Annotated in this window: 19 protein-coding genes, 2 tRNA genes and 1 pseudogene; 11 read left to right on the forward strand and 11 right to left on the reverse strand. The window is 68.7% G+C overall.

The features are described 5' to 3' along the window. The first annotated feature begins 991 nt into the window (after positions 1–991). A tRNA-Val gene (locus ACLJK8_RS19465) sits at positions 992–1,067 on the forward strand. Between the two features lie 49 nt (positions 1,068–1,116). Here the strand turns inward: ACLJK8_RS19465 and ACLJK8_RS19470 are convergent. Continuing rightward, positions 1,117–1,818: an HAD family hydrolase gene (locus tag ACLJK8_RS19470; protein ID WP_413152016.1), complete on the reverse strand. Its 702-nt coding sequence runs from the start codon at positions 1,816–1,818 to the stop codon at positions 1,117–1,119. Between the two features lie 80 nt (positions 1,819–1,898). Then, a complete protein-coding gene (locus ACLJK8_RS19475) occupies positions 1,899–2,177 on the reverse strand; it encodes a DUF3572 domain-containing protein (RefSeq protein ID WP_413152017.1) in 279 nt (92 codons plus the stop codon). A 121-nt stretch (positions 2,178–2,298) separates the two neighbouring features. Here ACLJK8_RS19475 and ACLJK8_RS19480 point away from each other — a divergent pair, with 121 nt between their 5' ends. Further along, complete coding sequence (locus tag ACLJK8_RS19480) at positions 2,299–3,687, forward strand: PleD family two-component system response regulator (protein ID WP_413152018.1); 1,389 nt, start codon at positions 2,299–2,301, stop codon at positions 3,685–3,687. A 22-nt stretch (positions 3,688–3,709) separates the two neighbouring features. On the opposite strand, the gene ACLJK8_RS19485 is transcribed toward ACLJK8_RS19480, so the two are convergent. The 4 genes from ACLJK8_RS19485 to ACLJK8_RS19500 all read right to left on the reverse strand — a co-directional run bounded on the left by ACLJK8_RS19485 (position 3,710) and on the right by ACLJK8_RS19500 (position 6,010). Continuing rightward, a complete protein-coding gene (locus ACLJK8_RS19485) occupies positions 3,710–4,189 on the reverse strand; it encodes a periplasmic heavy metal sensor (RefSeq protein ID WP_413152019.1) in 480 nt (159 codons plus the stop codon). Between the two features lie 11 nt (positions 4,190–4,200). Then, a complete protein-coding gene (locus ACLJK8_RS19490; RefSeq protein ID WP_413152020.1) occupies positions 4,201–4,686 on the reverse strand; it encodes a hypothetical protein in 486 nt (161 codons plus the stop codon). Positions 4,687–4,709: 23 nt separating this feature from the next. After that, complete coding sequence (locus tag ACLJK8_RS19495) at positions 4,710–5,285, reverse strand: RNA polymerase sigma factor (protein ID WP_413152021.1); 576 nt, start codon at positions 5,283–5,285, stop codon at positions 4,710–4,712. A gap of 86 nt (positions 5,286–5,371) precedes the next feature. Further along, positions 5,372–6,010, reverse strand: a complete 639-nt coding sequence (locus ACLJK8_RS19500) for a hypothetical protein (RefSeq protein ID WP_413152022.1) — start codon at positions 6,008–6,010, stop codon at positions 5,372–5,374. A 223-nt stretch (positions 6,011–6,233) separates the two neighbouring features. Here ACLJK8_RS19500 and ACLJK8_RS19505 point away from each other — a divergent pair, with 223 nt between their 5' ends. From ACLJK8_RS19505 to rpmG, 3 genes are all read left to right on the forward strand, one after another. Next, positions 6,234–6,674 (forward strand): DUF983 domain-containing protein, encoded by a 441-nt coding sequence (locus tag ACLJK8_RS19505; RefSeq protein ID WP_413152023.1) that lies wholly within the window; start codon positions 6,234–6,236, stop codon positions 6,672–6,674. Further along, positions 6,671–7,327, forward strand: a complete 657-nt coding sequence (locus ACLJK8_RS19510; protein ID WP_413152024.1) for an NUDIX hydrolase — start codon at positions 6,671–6,673, stop codon at positions 7,325–7,327. Before ACLJK8_RS19505 ends, ACLJK8_RS19510 begins: the two co-directional genes overlap by 4 nt. A gap of 101 nt (positions 7,328–7,428) precedes the next feature. Further along, entirely contained in the window at positions 7,429–7,596 is a 168-nt protein-coding gene (gene rpmG, locus ACLJK8_RS19515; protein ID WP_413152025.1) for a 50S ribosomal protein L33, read from the forward strand. Between the two features lie 131 nt (positions 7,597–7,727). Here rpmG and ACLJK8_RS19520 read toward each other — a convergent pair whose 3' ends face one another. From ACLJK8_RS19520 to ACLJK8_RS19530, 3 genes are read right to left on the reverse strand one after another with little or no spacing between them, the layout of a single operon-like run. Beyond that, positions 7,728–8,609, reverse strand: a complete 882-nt coding sequence (locus tag ACLJK8_RS19520) for an esterase-like activity of phytase family protein (protein WP_413152026.1) — start codon at positions 8,607–8,609, stop codon at positions 7,728–7,730. Beyond that, complete coding sequence (gene mepA, locus ACLJK8_RS19525) at positions 8,606–9,496, reverse strand: penicillin-insensitive murein endopeptidase (protein WP_413152027.1); 891 nt, start codon at positions 9,494–9,496, stop codon at positions 8,606–8,608. Before mepA ends, ACLJK8_RS19520 begins: the two co-directional genes overlap by 4 nt. After that, positions 9,493–10,902 (reverse strand): MFS transporter, encoded by a 1,410-nt coding sequence (locus ACLJK8_RS19530; protein ID WP_413152028.1) that lies wholly within the window; start codon positions 10,900–10,902, stop codon positions 9,493–9,495. The genes mepA and ACLJK8_RS19530 overlap by 4 nt, the downstream gene beginning before the upstream one ends. Positions 10,903–11,099: 197 nt before the next feature. Here ACLJK8_RS19530 and ACLJK8_RS19535 point away from each other — a divergent pair, with 197 nt between their 5' ends. After that, the gene (locus ACLJK8_RS19535; protein WP_413152029.1) at positions 11,100–11,387 is read left to right on the forward strand and encodes a YggT family protein; all 288 of its coding nucleotides are present in this window, start codon (positions 11,100–11,102) and stop codon (positions 11,385–11,387) included. Between the two features lie 130 nt (positions 11,388–11,517). Here ACLJK8_RS19535 and ACLJK8_RS19540 read toward each other — a convergent pair whose 3' ends face one another. Continuing rightward, positions 11,518–12,735 (reverse strand): argininosuccinate synthase, encoded by a 1,218-nt coding sequence (locus tag ACLJK8_RS19540; protein WP_413152030.1) that lies wholly within the window; start codon positions 12,733–12,735, stop codon positions 11,518–11,520. Positions 12,736–12,983: 248 nt separating this feature from the next. On the opposite strand from ACLJK8_RS19540, the gene ilvA reads away from it, so the two are divergent. The 5 genes and pseudogenes from ilvA (at position 12,984) to ACLJK8_RS19565 (ending at position 15,938) form a co-directional block, all read left to right on the forward strand. Next, complete coding sequence (gene ilvA, locus ACLJK8_RS19545) at positions 12,984–14,252, forward strand: threonine ammonia-lyase IlvA (RefSeq protein ID WP_413152031.1); 1,269 nt, start codon at positions 12,984–12,986, stop codon at positions 14,250–14,252. 10 nt (positions 14,253–14,262) lie between these two features. Then, positions 14,263–15,039 carry an alpha/beta fold hydrolase gene (locus ACLJK8_RS19550; RefSeq protein ID WP_413152032.1) on the forward strand — a complete coding sequence of 259 codons (777 nt, stop codon included), beginning with the start codon at positions 14,263–14,265 and terminating at the stop codon, positions 15,037–15,039. Between the two features lie 121 nt (positions 15,040–15,160). Then, positions 15,161–15,236 (forward strand) — tRNA-Thr (locus ACLJK8_RS19555). A 241-nt stretch (positions 15,237–15,477) separates the two neighbouring features. Beyond that, positions 15,478–15,675, forward strand: a pseudogene (locus tag ACLJK8_RS19560) (Arm DNA-binding domain-containing protein); the annotation flags it as partial. Positions 15,676–15,689: 14 nt separating this feature from the next. Next, complete coding sequence (locus ACLJK8_RS19565) at positions 15,690–15,938, forward strand: phage integrase central domain-containing protein (protein ID WP_413152033.1); 249 nt, start codon at positions 15,690–15,692, stop codon at positions 15,936–15,938. On the opposite strand, the gene ACLJK8_RS19570 is transcribed toward ACLJK8_RS19565, so the two are convergent. Continuing rightward, the coding region (locus ACLJK8_RS19570; protein WP_413152034.1) for a transposase at positions 15,926–16,072 on the reverse strand (147 nt) is incomplete at its 5' end. The two genes, ACLJK8_RS19565 and ACLJK8_RS19570, sit on opposite strands and share 13 nt — an antisense overlap.

Here is a 16,072-nt window from a genome sequence, read left to right on the forward strand (position 1 = left end):
TGGGCCAGGGGCATCGCCGAGAAGACCGGTCCCCGGAAGGCCAAGGTGGCACTGGCACGAAAGCTCGCGGTGACGCTCCATGCGATGTGGCGCGCGGGGGCTCCCTTCGAGGAGCGTGCCACGGCGTCGTGATCACTCGACTTCGTCGCTGATCCTCAGCGGCGCGGAATGCGTCCTGCCGGGACGCGCGGAGAGGATGATATCGCTCCCTGGGATGCGGCGACGACCGCGCACACCATTTCGATCCATCCCGACCCTGAACGCAAACATGCGGCGCCACGATGCGACCGCGGAGAGAATCCTGGAGCCCGGCACGCATCAACGCTCCAATCGTNGCGCACACCATTTCGATCCATCCCGACCCTGAACGCAAACATGCGGCGCCACGATGCGACCGCGGAGAGAATCCTGGAGCCCGGCACGCATCAACGCTCCAATCGTGGCATCAGCGCTTGACCAACGCGATTAGAGAAACTCCCGGGACACGACCCCCACCTCACTCGCCACACGCGTCAGCGGCCAGCCGCTACCCTCCAGCAGCCCCACCGCTTCCCGTTTGAACTCCGGAGAGAGCTCGCGCCTCTCTTCGCCATAGACACCTTCGTGTCCCCGACGAAGTTGTGCGGATGGGCCGCTGAGCAGGGCTTCAGTACACGGGATGCCGTGCCCGATCCCGGCGGCCGCGATCGGGTGCTCGACATGAAGCGCATGCGTGTGCTCCCGGCTCTGACCGGACAGAGCACGCGCCCGGGTCGCCGGATCGTCCGGTTACATCGCGGCCTCCCTTCATTCCCGCGCGGCTGGCGCCGCGTAGCGCCGCCGGGTCGGGATCAGGGCATGCCCCGATATGCCATCGCGAGTTTAAGAAGTTGCCATTCGGCGCGGAATCAGTAGGTTGGCGCGCGGGGGGCTTCCTGGGCATCGGAGCCGCTCTCGTGGATGGTTCCTCCGAGGCCGCCTGCGGACCGTTCCCGGGATCGCGCCCATCGGCGGGTGATTAGCTCAGTTGGTAGAGCGTCTCGTTTACACCGAGAATGTCGGCGGTTCGAGCCCGTCATCACCCACCAACATCAATGACTTAGGTCTCGACGCCGGTGTTCCCGATCCGGCCCGGGCTCAGTCCGTCAATCCGAGCCAGGCGGGCAGAGCGCCGATGTCGGGCAGGATCGCATCCGCGTGGGGTGCGAGATCCTCGGCGCTCGCGAGGCCGGTCAGGACGCCGACCGTCGTCATGCCGGCCGCGCGGCCACTCGTCAGATCGTGCAGGCTGTCGCCGATCATCACGCAACTCCCTGGCGGGATGCCGGTCGCCTCCGAGAAGGCGAGCAGCATCCCGGGCGTGGGCTTGGCACCATGGCCGCTGTCGTAGCCCGCGATGAAGGCGAAACGGTCGAGCACGCCGGCGCGTTCGAGATGCGCGCGCGCCGGTTCCTCCGAATCGTTGGTCGCGACGCCGAGGACCAGTCCCGCCGCCGTGAGCCGGTCGAGAAGCGCTGCGAGCGGCGCGGCCTCGATCTGCGGCGCGGCGGCGGTCGAGCAAGCGATATGGCGCCGGAGCGGCGCCTCGCCGAAATCCGGCCGGACACCGAGCGCGGCCTCGACGACGAAATCCATGGTTCCGGCGATGACCGGGCTCGACTTCAGGAACCGCCGGTTCCCGAGTTCGTAGCCGAGCCTTTCGGCCAGGGCCGCGGCGCGGGCCGGATCGCCCTCGGCGATGCCAAGGATGAAGCCGTGACACCAGGCCGACCAGGTGGCGTTGAAATCGAACAGGGTCCCGTCCTTGTCGAAGATGAGACCCCTGACGCGCTCGCGCATGCGCTTTCCTCCGAGGCGAGCGGCGCGCGGCCGCTCCGGATCGCGTCTTAGCCGCCCCGGTCGCGCGGCGGAAGGCCGCTTCAGGTCCGGTTCGGCAGATCGCCCCCGGGCAGCAGGGCGCGCGCGCGGGCAGGCGCGGTCGGCGGCGTGCCGGTCTCGCCGCAGAAGGCGAGCAGCATCGCCTCGTCACCGAGCAGGAAATCGAGCACGAAGCCGAGGAACTCCGGATCGGCGATCCGGCCGCGCAGATCCGCCGGGTCGATCCCGCTCGCACCGAGGAAGGCGCCCAGCGCCTCGGGCTCTCCCGCGAGCCAGATCAGCGCGCCGCGCGCGAGGTCGGCGGCGCCTTCGGGTCCCATCTTTTCCACCTCCCGCCCCCCGTGTCCACGACGCCCGCTAAACCATTCATTAACAACTTCGGCAATAGGTTCGGGAACTGGAAGCGCAGGGCCGGAGGGACGGCCCCAGAGGGGAAAACGAATGTCGGGTCGTGTCCTCGTCGTCGATGATGTCGCCACCAACCGGCTTCTCCTCCGCGCGAAGCTGTCCGCCGCCTATTACGATGTCGTTGTCGCCGAGGACGGCCCCCGGGCGCTCGAACTTGCGCGCTCGGAACAGCCCGACATGGTGATGCTCGACGTGATGATGCCGGAGATGGACGGCTTCACCGTCTGCGCGCGGCTGAAGGCCGATCCGGAGACCGCGCATATTCCCGTGATCATGGTGACCGCGCTCGACACCGCCGAGGAGCGCATTCGCGGGCTCGAGGCCGGGGCGGACGATTTCCTGTCTAAGCCCTTCAATGACCTCGCGCTTTTCGCGCGCGTCCGCAGCCTGATGCGGATGAAGATGATGTTCGACGAGCTGCGCCTGCGCGATCTCACCTCGCGCGAACTCGGTCTCGCCGAGCTCATGCCGGATCAGGAGATCGAGGCGGAGCCGAGCGGGCCGATCCTGATCGCGCCGCCCGACCACGGGAAGGGGAGCATTCTCGCTTCGGCGCTGAGCGAGCGGCTGGCGATCACGACCATCGTCACGAGCTCGGAACGCGAGGCACTGAACCTGTCGCGGCTCGAACTCCCCGACTGTTTCATCGTCTACCAGACGCTGATGGAGGGCGGCGACGGGCTGCGCCTCGTCTCGGCGCTCAGGGCGCGGCCGGAGACGCGGCAATCCGCGGTGATCTTCGTCGTGGAGAACGGCGACGTGGGCACGGCGGCGAAGGGGCTCGACCTTGGCGCGAGCGACTATATCGAGGCGCCCTTCGACGTGAACGAGCTCATCACCCGGATACGCTCGCAGCTTCGGCGCAAGCGCTATTCCGACCGGCTGCGGACCAACGTCCGCAACGGGCTGAAGCTCGCGGCGATCGATCCGCTGACGGGGATCTACAACCGCCGCTACGCGAGTCAGCACATGAACCGGGTGATGGACCGCGCGCGAGAGACCGGCGGCGTCTTCGCGGTGATGATGATCGACCTCGACAAGTTCAAGGGGATCAACGACCGCTACGGCCATGACGCGGGCGACGCGGTGCTGCGCGAATTCTCCCGGCGCCTGCAGGAGAACATTCGGGGCGTCGATCTCGTCGCGCGGTTCGGTGGCGAGGAGTTCTTCGTCGCGATGCCCGATGTCGATGTCTCCGCCGCCGGCCACGCCGCGGAACGCATCCGGCGCGCGATCGAGCATGCGCCGGTGCGCCTGCCGGGGCAGGCGGGCGAGGTGCGCGTCACGGTCAGCATCGGCGTCGCGGTGGCGGGCGCCTGCGAAGTTGATCCCGAGGCGATCATCAAACGCGCGGACAGCGCGCTCTATCGCTCGAAACAGGGTGGCCGCAACCGCGTGAGTTTCTTCGCGCAGGCCGCCTGACGGGAGGTCCGCCGGGACGGCTCTACCGGGGCGGTGGATGATCGCCCTTGCCGCCCTTGTCGCGCTTGCGGAGCGCCTCGGCGAAGGCGATCCGGTCCTCGGGCGGCATGCGGTCGATCTGGTCCAGGAGCAGCCGTGTGCCCCTTTGGGCGAGCGTATCCAGGATGCGCGGTTCCCGCGTGATCACCTCCGCCACCGCGAGCGGATCGTAGGGCTCGGCCGTCAGCGCGTCGGCGAGCGCGCCGCGCTGGCCGCGCAGCGCATCGCGCGGGCCGATCCAGTCCCGCCGGCTTTCGCGCAGCGCCCGTGCGAGGTCGTCGCGATAGGGTTCCGGCAGCGCGCGCCCATAGCCCCAGAGACCGGCCGGCGGGCCGTCCGGTCCCTTCAGAAGCGCCCCGGCGATCACGCCCGCGAGCGCGAGATTGAGGCAGAGCGAGCCGATCAGCACCCAGCGCCAGGGCGCGCGGGGCAGTCTCGTCGTCGGTGGCGGGCTGTCGGCCATTCGGTCCTACTCTATTGCTCCAGCGCGGCGAGGTCGTAGAAGCCGCTCACATTGTCCGAGACGGTGGCGTTCGCGGCGGTGTCGAACGCATCGGTCGGCAGTTGCCCGTACCCATTGGCGCCGATCAGGAATCCGATGAGCGCGCAGGCGGTCAGCGCCGCGCCCCCGCGCCAGCCGCCGACCAGCGCGGAAAGCGCGTGCCAGAGACCGCCGGTCGCGGTGAGCGCCGATGGCGGCTCATGCGCGGTCCCGGCGGCTTCGGCCGTCGCGCGCCCGGCCGAGACCTCGGCCGCGTCCGCGAGCACGGCGGAGAGAAACGCGGCCGAGGGCCCCTGCTCGTCCCGCGCCGCGTGGAAGAAGGCTTCGAGCGCTTCCGCCTCCCGTGCCGCGTCCGCCGGGGTCGCGGGCGGGGTCGCCTTCTGGGTCGGGTCCGGCGCCATGCTCGGGGCCGCGTTCGGGCGGTCGTCATCCATGTCGTTCATCCTCCCGCCGTTCATGCTGTCATCCCCCCGCCCTTGCCTCAGTCATCGGCGAAACCGAGTTCGGCCCGCCTCGGCATCAGCCGTTCGGCGAGCGCACGGCGGCCGCGCGCCAGCAGGCTTTCGACCGCGTCGACGCTCAGCCCGAGGATCTCGGCGATCTCGATGTTCGAACGCTCCTCCATGTGGCGGAGCACGATCGCGAGGCGCTGCCGGTCGGGCAATCGGCCGAGCGCCGCCCGGAGCGCGCCCGCGCGGTCGCGCGCCTCGAGCCCGTCCTGCGCCGAAGCCGCCCCGTCCGCCACCTCGGGCACCCCGTCCAGCCCGTGCTCGCGGCGGCGCCGCAGCCGATCGACGCAGAGATTGCTCGCGACCCGGTAGAGCCAGGTCGAGAGCCGCGCCTCCTCGCGCCAGTCCGGGGCGACCTTCCACATCCTGAGCAGCGTCTCCTGCGCCACGTCCTCCGCCTCGGCCGCGTCGCCGAGCATGCGGCGCGCGAGCGCGAGCACCCGGGGCGCATGCCGGAATGTCAGCGCACGCGCCGCCGACTGCTCGCCCGCGGCGTAGCGGGCGAGCAGTTCGGCGTCGGAAGTCCCAGTTTCACCGTCGAGGGGCATCATGGTCCCGCGGTTGCCTTGGCCTGTTCGTGAGGATGGGTCATCGCTGCCCCACCCTTAATCGCTTGGCGCGTATCCGAAAACCCTCAACCGCGCGGATCGCCTCCCCGATCGTCACCGCGACCGTCACCCGGCCCGCCATCTTCGCCATGCGGATGACGGTGCGGCTTGCCCTTCGGCGCGGCCTCGGCCTGGCTGATCGACCCGTCGTGATCCCTGTCGAGCTTCGCGACGACCGCGTTCACCTGCCGGTCGGCGAAGTCACGGATCTGGAACTGGCCGGCATCGCTCGCGCCCATGAAGGCGATCAGCCGGTCGGCGCGCATCTCGGCCGGGTTCGGCGCGAACACATTGGTGACCTGGTCGCGCGGTCCGGGCAGGGCGGCGATGAGCTCGTCGCGGTCAAACGCGCCGTCGCCGTTGCCATCGGCCCCGGCGAGCCGACCCGCCGCCCGCTCGGAAAGCTCCTCGCGCGTGAGCACGCCATCGCCATTCGCGTCGATCGCGGCGAAGTCGATCCGCGGTCCGCGCGGGCCATGAAAGCGGCCCTCGGGACCACCCATCGGCCCCATCGGCCCCATCGGCATGGCCAGCGCCTCGGCCCGGGGCTCCGCGTCGGGCGCCGGGGGAGCGTCGCTCGGGGCCGGCTGTGCCAGCGCGATACCGGTGACGCCGACACCGCCCGCCAGTGCCAGCGCGGCCAGAATGCGTCGATAGTTGATCATGATCGGCTCCTTGCTGCCTCTTCGTCGTTCTGATGCGGGATAGACGGGGCGGCGCGCGCATTCCGTCGCGCGATCACGCAATCGGCACCACCGCGCGAGACCACCGCGCGAGACCACCGCGCGAGACCGCCGCGCGAGCCGGTCGCAGACGAGCCGGTCGCAGGCGGGGGCCCCCACTTCCGAAGCATTGGCGCCCGCCGGGGCGCGCCGGTATAGTCCGCGCATGGCACAGAATCAGTCCACGCATCAGTCCGCGCTCCCGGAACGGGATCTTCGTACCGCGCTCTATCGCGGCTGGTCGCGGCGTTGCCCGGCCTGCGGCGAGGGCCAGCTTTTCGGCGGCTATCTCGACGTGCGGCCGGAATGCCCGGTGTGCCACACCAACCTCAGCCACCAGCGCGCCGATGATGGCCCGGCCTGGGCGACGATCATGATCGCGGGCCATATCATGGCCCCCCTGATGCTGATCGTCTTCCAGGCGTTCCGGCCGAAGGCGTGGCAGATGGCCTTCGGTTTCTCGGCCGTCTTCGTCGCGCTGTCGCTCTACCTTCTGCCCAGGATCAAGGGCTGCTTCGTCGGCATCCAGTGGGCCAAGCGCATGCACGGCTTCGGCGGCGAGCCGGAGCCGGCGCCGCTTCGGCCCAATCCGGCGGCCGGCGAATGAGCGGCGGTCCCGACGCGGTGCCCCCGATCCGGAACGCGGCGACCATCGTCATCACCCGCCAGACGGATACTGGCCCGAAGCTCCTGATGGGGCAGCGCAGTTCCGGCGCGGTCTTCATGCCCGACAAGTTCGTGTTTCCGGGCGGCGCCGTCGATCCCGGGGATTACACCGCCGCCGAGGCGGAAGGCGTGGAAGAGGGCGATCCCCGGCTTCTGGTCGAGACGGACCCGAGGCTGGCGCGGGCATTGCGCCACGCCGCGATCCGCGAGTTGCGCGAGGAGACCGGGCTCTGGCTCGGCGAACCCGGAGGCGACGCGGATGGTGAAACCGGGCGGCCGAGCACCGATGCGCTCCGCTTCTTCTTCCGCGCGGTCACCCCGCCGGGCCGGCCCCGTCGCTTCGACGCGCGCTTCTTCCTCGCCGACGCGGGCGATCTCGCGAGCGCGCCGGATGACTTCTCGGGCGCCGAGGGTGAACTCGGCTTCCTGAGCTGGGTCGATCTCGATCAGGCGCGCGTGCTCGATCTGCCGTTCATCACCGAGATCGTCCTCGCCGAGATCGCGGCGCGCCACGCCGATCCCGAGGTCGAACGGCCGGTGCCCTACTTCAACCACACCGAGCTCGGATCGCATTTCCACCTGCTCCGCGCTTGACTTCCGCGCCCGGAGTCTGCATGTGACGCCTCGGAATTCCGCCTCCGGGGAGCGCGGGGCGATAGGGATATGCGCGGGCGGACCGCGGAAAGGGAACGAAAATGGCGAAGCCCACCACGATCAAGATCCGGCTGAACTCGACGGCCGACACCGGGCATTTCTACGTGACGAAGAAGAATTCGCGCACGATGACCGAGAAGATGACGGTCCGCAAGTACGACCCCGTCGCGCGCAAGCACGTTGACTACAAGGAAGGCAAGATCAAGTGATCCTGCCCCGGGTCGCGTGGAAACCCGCGTAGAACCCGGACTATCGAGCAAGAAGAACGGCGGCGGGCCCCGGCCTCGCCGCCGTTTCGTTTTCGCCGGCCCCTGTCTCGTCCTGTTCCCGCGCCCGGTCCTCAGTTCTCGAGGATATACTCGACCAGATAGGTCCGCTGCAGCGCGAAGAAATTGTCGTCCGAGATCAGCGTGACCCGGGTCCGGCCCTTCGGATCGCGCCAGACCGAGATGCCTTCCATGTTGTCCATCTCGCCGAACCGCGTGCTCAGGAGCCGCGTCTCGTCGGTGAGCCCGTCCGGTCCGAGCGCGAAACTGCGCAGCCGCGTCGCGAAGCCGCCGAGCCACTTGAACCGGCGCTCCAGCACGTAGAGACGGCCATCGGGACCGAAATCGGCATCGACCTCCAGAAAGCTCCCACCGCGCGGAATCCGCAGTTCCTTGTCCCAGACGCCATTCCGGAGGCGATAGACCGGAACCGTGCCCGAGACGACCCGCGTCCGTTCCGGCAGCGCGTAGAGCGTGCCGTCGGGTCCGACCGCGACCGCTTCGAGCGAGAAGTTGTTGAAGAGCGTGTCGAACTCGGAATAGTGCGGCACCGCCTTCGCCGGCCCGTTGATGTCGTCGTAGCGCCGGATGCGGTGGTTTCCCTCGAAGGAAACGTAGGCCCGGCCCTGATCGTCGATCGCCAACCCCTCGGCGTCGGAATCGTGGCCGCGCGTCTCCCGGCCGTTGATCCTGTGGAGCGCGCCCATCGCGGTTCCGTCCGCCGAGACGAGGTTCCCCTTCCGGTCGCGCTTGATATCGGCGGTGACCCAGATACCGCGGTCGCCGATCGCGAGGAGCTTCGTCCCCTCATCGAGGATCTCGATGCCGGAGAGGCCGCCGAAATTCGACGGCTTCTCGCTCCAGATGAACCGCGCGGTCTCGACGAGACGCGGCTCCGCGAGCGCCGCCGCGGCGAGGGACGGGGCGAGCAGGAACAGGAAAAGCAGGGCTTTCATCGGGAACTCAGAACCTCGGTACAACGCGGTGGCAGATCCGCCAGACGCGCCGGCGGCTTCGGTTTGGTCTTCGGCGCGGTCGGGTCTGGCGGCTTCAACGCCTCCGTCACCCACCACACCGCCTCGGCGCAACCGTCTCCGGGTGGCAGAGGCGGTGGCGGAACGCAAGACCGCGCCCCCCTCGGGCAGTTCAGGCGCACGTGAAAATGATCGTTATGCCCCCACCATGGCCGAATCTTTCGAAGCCACGCCCGATCCCGGGCGGGAACGCGCGCGCACATCGCCAGTTTGGCGGGCGCGGTGATGAAGATCCGGTTCACGGCCGGATCGCGCGCCGCGAGGCTCAGCAGCGCCTCATGCGACGCGGACCAGTTCGCGTTGAGCCCGCGACGGTCGCGCGTGCGAACGTTGATCGCCGAGATCCGCTCCCGCTCTCCCGGAGTGAGATTGAGCCGCTGTGGCGGGTTGAGCCAGATATCGGCGTCGAGCCCGGTCTGATGCGAGGCATGCCCCGCGACCGGCCCGCCGCGGGGCTGGGAAATGTCGCCGACATAGATGCCGCGCCAGCCGACGCGGGTGGCATTCACGCTGAGGCGCTCGATGAAGGCCAGCATCTCCGGCGTGCCCCAGTGATGGTTGCGCGAAAGCCGCATCGCCTGCCAGGTCGGGCCGCTCTCGGGCAGTTGGTAGCCTCCGGCGAGGCAGCCGAGCGAGTTCTGGCCGATGGCATCGGCGCGGCCCGTCGAGGGGTGGGTGACCGGTGCGAAGAGCTGCTTCGCGGTCTGCGCGGCGAGAGGAGCGGCGAGACAGGCGAGGACGGCGGCGCAGATCAGGGCGAGGCAGGTCGGGGCGAGGCGGGTCGGGGCGGCCCGCGGGCGGCGTCTCATGTCACGGTGGTCCTCGGCTGCTCGCTCCCGGTCTTGACGAAGGATAGCAGCGCGAGGCCGATCGCGAACAGTGCGACGATCGGTGCGACGCCGAGCCGCTGCGAGCCGGTGGCCGCGGTGACGATCGCGACGGCCGACGGGCCGATGAAGGCGGTGGCCTTGCCTGCGAGGGCATAGAGACCGAAGGCCTGCCCCGTGCCCATCCGCCCCTCCGCCTGATGCGCGAGAAGCGTGCGCGAGGCGGCCTGCAGCGACCCCGCCGCCGCCCCGAGCAGGCCGCCCGCGGCGAAGAAGACCAGATCGGGCAGCCGCGCGTCGGGCGCCACCGCGACGCCGAGGACGGAGGTCCGCGTCGTCCCGAGCACCACGAGGCAGACGAGAATGAGGAGCAGGATCGTCGTCCTGATGACCGGCGTCGGCCCGTAGGCGCGGTCGGCCCGCCCACCGATCCAGGCGCCCATCGCGCCGGTCGCGGCCGCGACGATGCCGAAGACGCCGAGCTGGAACGTGCCCCAGCCGAGCACGCCCGCGGCGTAGATCCCGCCGAAGATGAAGAGAGCGGCCAGCGCGTCGCGATAGATCATCGAGGCGAGAAGATAGGAGGCGAGGCTTCGCTCGCCTCGGAGCGCGCCGATCGACCGGACGAGGTCGGCGAGACCCGCGCGCGCCGCCGCGCCGAGCCGCATCCCCGACCGCGGGCTGTCCGGGGTCCAGAGAAAGAGCGGGATCACGAAGATCAGATACCAGAGCGCCGAGAGCGGCCCGGTCGCCCGCGCGGGCTCGCCGAGGGCGGGATCGAGGCCGAGCACCGGCGGAATGCCGATCAGCGTGCGTTCGCTGCCCGGCGCGGGGGCGAGCAGAGCCAGGACGAGGATCAGCGAGACGAGCCCGCCCGCGTAGCCCATCGCCCAGCCGGAGCCGGAAATCCGGCCGATCTCCTCGCGCGGCCCGAGATGGGGCAGCATCGCATTGGTGAAGAGCACCGTCACCTCCGACCCGAGATAGGCGAGGCCGAAGGCGATGAGCACCGGCCAGACCGGGTCCATGCCCGGCACCGCGTACCAGAGGCCGAGGCAGCCGATCACATAGGGGATGGAGAAGCCGAGCACCCAGAGCTTTCGCCCGCCGGTCCGGTCCGCGATGGCGCCGAGCGCCGGCGAGAGGATGGCGACGACCGCGCCCGCCACCGCCGTCGTCGCGCCCCAGAGCGTCTGGCCCGCGACCGGGTCCGCCATGACCTGGGCGGTGAAATAGGGGGCGAAGATGAAGGTGAGGATCAGCGTGTGAAACGGCTGGTTCGCCCAGTCGAACAGCATCCATGAAAGGACGCCGCGCCGGTCGGCGATCGGCTCCCCGCCGGTTCGGGAAGCCGCCTCTGGCGGGTCGGAATGCATGTCGGAATGCATGGGGCGTTCTTCCTTCCGTCGCGCCAGCCGGCGCCTGTCATCGCGAGGGTTGCCCGGGAACGGGCCTTCGGGCAAGCGGGCAAGGCCGCAAGAAGCGGCGGCGAGAGGGCATGCGGGCGCCGCGGCGCCCTTGCGGCCGGCGAGCCGCGCCACTACCTAGGGACGGCGCGTTCAAACGGTCAGGAAGGTGGTATTGGATGGGTTCTCTGATCTTGGTTCTTCTCTTCATTCTCAAGATCGTCTGGTTCATCGTCATCGTTCATGTGATCATGAGCTGGCTCATCAGCTTCAACGTCCTGAACCGGCATCAGCCGCTCGTCTCCAACATCTGGTACGGGCTCGAACGCCTGCTCGAACCGATCTACGGGCCGATCCGGCGCGTGCTGCCGAACATGGGCGGGCTCGATCTCTCGCCCCTCGTCCTGATCGTGATCCTCTACGCCCTGCAGACGGTCCTGGTCCGCAACGCCTACATGTTCATGTAGCGGCGCCGCGCCGGAGTGACGGCGGCGGAATTGATGGAGATGAAATTGATGAAGGCGGGCTTGGGGCCCGCCTTTTCTTTCGGCTCGATCGCTGGGGATGGCGGGGGACCGGGGTCCGTGCGCCCCGCGGTTAGCGGCGGTCGCGCATTCCGAGGAGGCGGAGCCGCAGCGCGTTGATCTTGATGAAGCCCGCCGCGTCCTTCTGGTCATAGGCGCCGGCGTCGTCCTCGAAGGTCACATGCTGCTCCGAATAGAGCGACTTCGGCGAAGAGCGGCCGACGACGCTCGCCGTGCCCTTGTAGAGCTTCAGCCGTACCGAACCCTCGACATGCTCCTGGCTCCGGTCGATCAGCGCCTGGAGCATGTCGCGCTCCGGCGAGAACCAGAAGCCGTTGTAGATGAGTTCCGCATAGCGCGGCATCAGCTCGTCCTTCAGATGCGCGGCGCCCCGGTCGAGCGTGATCGACTCGATCCCGCGATGGGCGGCGAGCAGGATGGTTCCGCCTGGCGTCTCGTAGACGCCCCGCGACTTCATGCCGACGAAGCGGCCCTCGACGAGATCGATCCGCCCGATGCCGTGACGGCCGCCGAGCACGTTGAGCCGCGTCAGCAGTTCCGCCGCCGAGAGCTTCTCGCCGTCGATCGAGACCGCGTCGCCGTTCGCAAATCCGATCTCGACATATTCGGGCGTGTTCGGCGCCGATTCGGGGCTGACGGTGCGCTGATAGACGTATTCCGGCGCTTCCTCGGCCGGGTCCTCCAGAACCTTGCCCTCGGAGGAGGTGTGCAGGAGGTTGGCATCGACCGAGAACGGTGCCTCGCCGCGCTTGTCCTTGGCGATCGGGATCTGGTTTTCCTCGGCGAAGGCGAGAAGCTTCGTCCGGCTCGTAAGATCCCATTCGCGCCAAGGCGCGATCACCCGGATCTCCGGATTGAGCGCATAGGCCGAAAGCTCGAAGCGTACCTGATCGTTGCCCTTGCCGGTCGCGCCATGCGCCACCGCGTCCGCGCCGGTCGCCTCGGCGATCTCGACCAGCCGTTTCGCGATCAGCGGCCGCGCGATCGAGGTGCCGAGCAGGTACTGCCCCTCATAGACCGCGTTCGACCGGAACATCGGGAAGACGAAATCCCGCGTGAATTCCTCGCGCAGATCCTCGATGAAGATGTTCTCCGGCTTGACGCCGAGCAGCTCCGCCTTCTTGCGCGCGGGCTCGAGCTCCTCGCCCTGGCCGAGATCGGCGGTGAAGGTCACGACCTCGCAGCCATATTCGGTCTGGAGCCACTTCAGGATGATCGAGGTGTCGAGGCCGCCGGAATAGGCGAGGACGACTTTCTTCGGTGACGACATCTATGCCTCCGGTCAGGAACCCCCGCCGATTAGGACGTTTCGCGCGGGACGGCAAGCGCCGCCGCGGCCGGGAGTGTCCCGGGCGAGCCTCTGGCCCCGGGGACCGTCGCGGCGCCGGCAAGCATGGGCGCGCGACCGCGGGATCCTGGAATGGCCGGAGCCACTGCGCCACCTGGGCAGGACGTGGGCGACCCCGGAAACCGCGTCGGGACGCTGGCAAAGCGCCTCCCCGCGTGCTAGCGGGCGGAATGGACAGCGCGACCGAATCCCAGGAGTTCCTCGCCGGCGTCGATCAGGCCAGGGCCGCCTTGCGCGAGCTCTTCGAGCCGACGCCCTTGCAGCGCAACGACTACCTGAGCGCGAAATACGGCGCCGATATCTGGCTGAAGCGCGAGGATCTGACGCCGGTCCGCTCCTACAAGCTGCGCGGCGCATCCAATGCGATGCGCAAGGCGTTGGCCGACCGGCCGGAGCGGCGGCGTTTCGTCTGCGCCTCGGCCGGCAATCACGCGCAGGGCATGGCCTATGCCTGCGCCCATTTCGGCACGGAGGGCGTGATCTTCATGCCCGTGACGACGCCGAAGCAGAAGATCGACAAGACCCGGCATTTCGGCGGGCCCGCGGTCGAGATCCGGCTCGTCGGCGACTATTTCGACGACACGCTCAGCGCGGCGCGGAAATTCTGCGCCGAGGCCGATGCGATGTTCCTGCCGCCCTATGACGCGGCGGATGTGATCGAGGGCCAGGCGACCTGCGGGCTCGAGATCCTCGACCAGTTGCCGCCGGGCGTGACCCCCGATCTTCTGGTGATGCCCGTGGGCGGCGGCGGTCTCTCTGCCGGGATGGCGCGGATCTTCGCGGCGCGCTCGCCCGCGACCGGGCTCCGCTTCGTCGAGCCGATGGGCGGCCCGAGCCTCAAGCGCGCGCTCGAAGCGGGCAAGCTCGTCACGCTCGATAAGGTTGACAATTTCGTCGATGGCGCCGCTGTCGCGCGGATCGGCGACCTGAACTTCGGCACGCTCGGAACCTTTCCCGCCGAGGATGTGGTCGTCGTGCCCGAAGACCGGCTCTGCGGCACGATGGTCGAGATGCTCAACATCGAGGGCGTGGTTCTGGAACCCGCGGGCGCGCTCGCCATAGACGCGCTGCGCGATCTGGGCGAGATTTCCGGCAAGACGATCGTCGCCGTCGTCTCGGGCGGAAATTTCGACTTCGAGCGGCTGCCGGAGGTCAAGGAACGCGCGCTGCGCTGGGAGGGGAAGAAGAAGTACTTCATCCTGCGCCTGCCGCAGCGTCCCGGCGCGCTGCGCGAATTCCTGAACCTGCTCGGCCCGGACGACGACATCGCCCGGTTCGAGTACCTGAAGAAATCCGCCCGCAACTTCGGCTCGGTGCTGATCGGCATCGAAAGCGGCTCGTCCGCCTCCGCCGACGCGGTCCGCGCCCGCATGGACGCGGCGGGTTTCACCTATATCGACATCACCGACGACGCGGTGATCACCAGTCTGATCGTCTGAGGGGACCTGAATGGCGCTGAAGCTCAACACCCTGGTCGCGGGCGAGCCGACCGCGCTGCCGCCGCTCCTGATCGCCCACGGGCTCTTCGGCTCGGCGCGGAACTGGGGCATGATCTCGAAGAAGCTCGCCTCCGATCGGCAGGTGATCGCCGTCGACATGCGCAATCATGGCGACAGCCCTTGGGACGCGGTCCACAGCTACCCGGCGATGGCCGAGGATCTGGCGGCGGTCATAGAGGCGCATGGCGGCCGCGCGGCGGTCATGGGGCATTCGATGGGCGGCAAGACCTCCATGGTCCTGGCGCTTACCCGGCCCGAACTCGTGGAACGGCTGATCGTCGTCGATATCGCGCCGATCACCTACGCGCATGATCAGGACAGCAACATCGCTGCGATGCGCGCCGTCGATCTCTCGCAGGTCAAGCGCCGCGCGGACGCCGAGGCGGACCTCGCGAGGCATGTGGACGATCCGGTGCTGCGGGGCTTCTTCCAGCAGAACCTGCGCATCTCGCCCGAGGGCGCGAGCTGGCGGGTCAATCTCGACGCGCTCTCGGACCAGATGCCGGTGATCCTCGGCTTTCCCGAAGGCATCGGGCGGCCCTATGAGGGCCCGACGCTTTTCGTGACGGGCGAGACCTCGGCCTACACCCGCCCGGAGAACTGGCCCGGCATCGAGGCGCTCTTCCCCGCCGCCCGGCATAGCGTGATCCCCGGCGCCGGCCACTGGGTGCACGCCGAGGCGCCGGCCCCCTTCGTGGCGTCGGTCGAAGCCTTCCTCGCCGAGTAGCTGGCCCCCGTAGAAGCCTCTGGACGCCGCACGCGCGCGTTGCTATGGAGCCCGCGTCGCCGCCCGAGGCGAACCAGCCGGGCCATCCGGGGTCGGTTCTCCGGGGCGCGCCGAGGAAAGTGCCGGTGTAGCTCAGCTGGTAGAGCACGTCATTCGTAATGATGGGGTCGGGGGTTCGAGTCCCTTCACCGGCACCACTTTCCTGTCCGCCGAGCGTCGTGGTCGACTGGCAAACTCCCGAAACGCCAGAAAACAAGGCATAATCTGGGCCTAGCTGGTCGCCAGTGATCGCCCGCGTTCGCTTCCTAGCCGGGTCAAAGTCGGGGCCGATCTGGGGGCCTTTCCGATGACCGGAAACGAAAGGCCCCAGGATGCCCCTCACCGATTTCGCTATCCGCGCCCTGAAGCCCCGCCAGAGGGGCCTACAAGGACGCCGATGAGAAGGGGCGCTACCTTCAGGTCACGCCATCGGGAGGGCGGCTCTGGCGCGTGAACTTGCGCGTCTCAGGCGGAGTCGAGGAGAAGCTCGCTATCGGAGGCTATCCAGAGGTGAGCCTCAAACAGGCTCGCGCCGCTCGTGACGAGGCGCGGGCGCGGTCGATCCGGCCGAGCGCCGACGGCGCGAGAAGCACGTAGCGAAGATCAATGCGGTGAACACGTTCGAAGCCATCGCGCAATCCTACATCGCGAAGAGCTGGCGGGACGGCCTCGCCGAGGCTACCGTCAGCAAGCGGGAGTGGTTTCTCAGGTCGGTGAATCAGCCGCTGGGGCACCGTTCGATCAGCGAAATCGCTCCCTACGAGATCCCCGACGCGGTCCGGCCCTACGAAGCCGCCAAGAACGACGAGAAAGCGCACCGCACGCTTCAGTTCATTAGGGCGTCGACTCATAAACTCTGACACCAGATCCTCGCGGCTATGAGCTTGACGGCGGCGAGGAAGTTCTCCGGGTCCTTGTCGTAGCGTGTGGCGATGCCTCGAAACTGCTTGATCCGGTTGAAGAACCTCTCCACGAGATTGCGTTGACGGTAGAC

The organism is Amaricoccus sp. W119, assembly GCF_047275745.1.
Classification (GTDB): domain Bacteria; phylum Pseudomonadota; class Alphaproteobacteria; order Rhodobacterales; family Rhodobacteraceae; genus Amaricoccus.

Bases quoted from the DNA above. Each gene is read 5' to 3' on its own strand.
- ACLJK8_RS19470 (WP_413152016.1), bottom strand. From the start codon at position 1,818: ATGCGCGAGCGCGTCAGGGGTCTCATCTTCGACAAGGACGGGACCCTG.
- ACLJK8_RS19475 (WP_413152017.1), bottom strand. From the start codon at position 2,177: ATGGGACCCGAAGGCGCCGCCGACCTCGCGCGCGGCGCGCTGATCTGG.
- ACLJK8_RS19480 (WP_413152018.1), top strand. From the start codon at position 2,299: ATGTCGGGTCGTGTCCTCGTCGTCGATGATGTCGCCACCAACCGGCTT.
- ACLJK8_RS19485 (WP_413152019.1), bottom strand. From the start codon at position 4,189: ATGGCCGACAGCCCGCCACCGACGACGAGACTGCCCCGCGCGCCCTGG.
- ACLJK8_RS19490 (WP_413152020.1), bottom strand. From the start codon at position 4,686: ATGAACGGCGGGAGGATGAACGACATGGATGACGACCGCCCGAACGCG.
- ACLJK8_RS19495 (WP_413152021.1), bottom strand. From the start codon at position 5,285: ATGCCCCTCGACGGTGAAACTGGGACTTCCGACGCCGAACTGCTCGCC.
- ACLJK8_RS19500 (WP_413152022.1), bottom strand. From the start codon at position 6,010: ATGATCAACTATCGACGCATTCTGGCCGCGCTGGCACTGGCGGGCGGT.
- ACLJK8_RS19505 (WP_413152023.1), top strand. From the start codon at position 6,234: ATGGCACAGAATCAGTCCACGCATCAGTCCGCGCTCCCGGAACGGGAT.
- ACLJK8_RS19510 (WP_413152024.1), top strand. From the start codon at position 6,671: ATGAGCGGCGGTCCCGACGCGGTGCCCCCGATCCGGAACGCGGCGACC.
- rpmG (WP_413152025.1), top strand. From the start codon at position 7,429: ATGGCGAAGCCCACCACGATCAAGATCCGGCTGAACTCGACGGCCGAC.
- ACLJK8_RS19520 (WP_413152026.1), bottom strand. From the start codon at position 8,609: ATGAAAGCCCTGCTTTTCCTGTTCCTGCTCGCCCCGTCCCTCGCCGCG.
- mepA (WP_413152027.1), bottom strand. From the start codon at position 9,496: ATGAGACGCCGCCCGCGGGCCGCCCCGACCCGCCTCGCCCCGACCTGC.
- ACLJK8_RS19530 (WP_413152028.1), bottom strand. From the start codon at position 10,902: ATGCATTCCGACATGCATTCCGACCCGCCAGAGGCGGCTTCCCGAACC.
- ACLJK8_RS19535 (WP_413152029.1), top strand. From the start codon at position 11,100: ATGGGTTCTCTGATCTTGGTTCTTCTCTTCATTCTCAAGATCGTCTGG.
- ACLJK8_RS19540 (WP_413152030.1), bottom strand. From the start codon at position 12,735: ATGTCGTCACCGAAGAAAGTCGTCCTCGCCTATTCCGGCGGCCTCGAC.
- ilvA (WP_413152031.1), top strand. From the start codon at position 12,984: ATGGACAGCGCGACCGAATCCCAGGAGTTCCTCGCCGGCGTCGATCAG.
- ACLJK8_RS19550 (WP_413152032.1), top strand. From the start codon at position 14,263: ATGGCGCTGAAGCTCAACACCCTGGTCGCGGGCGAGCCGACCGCGCTG.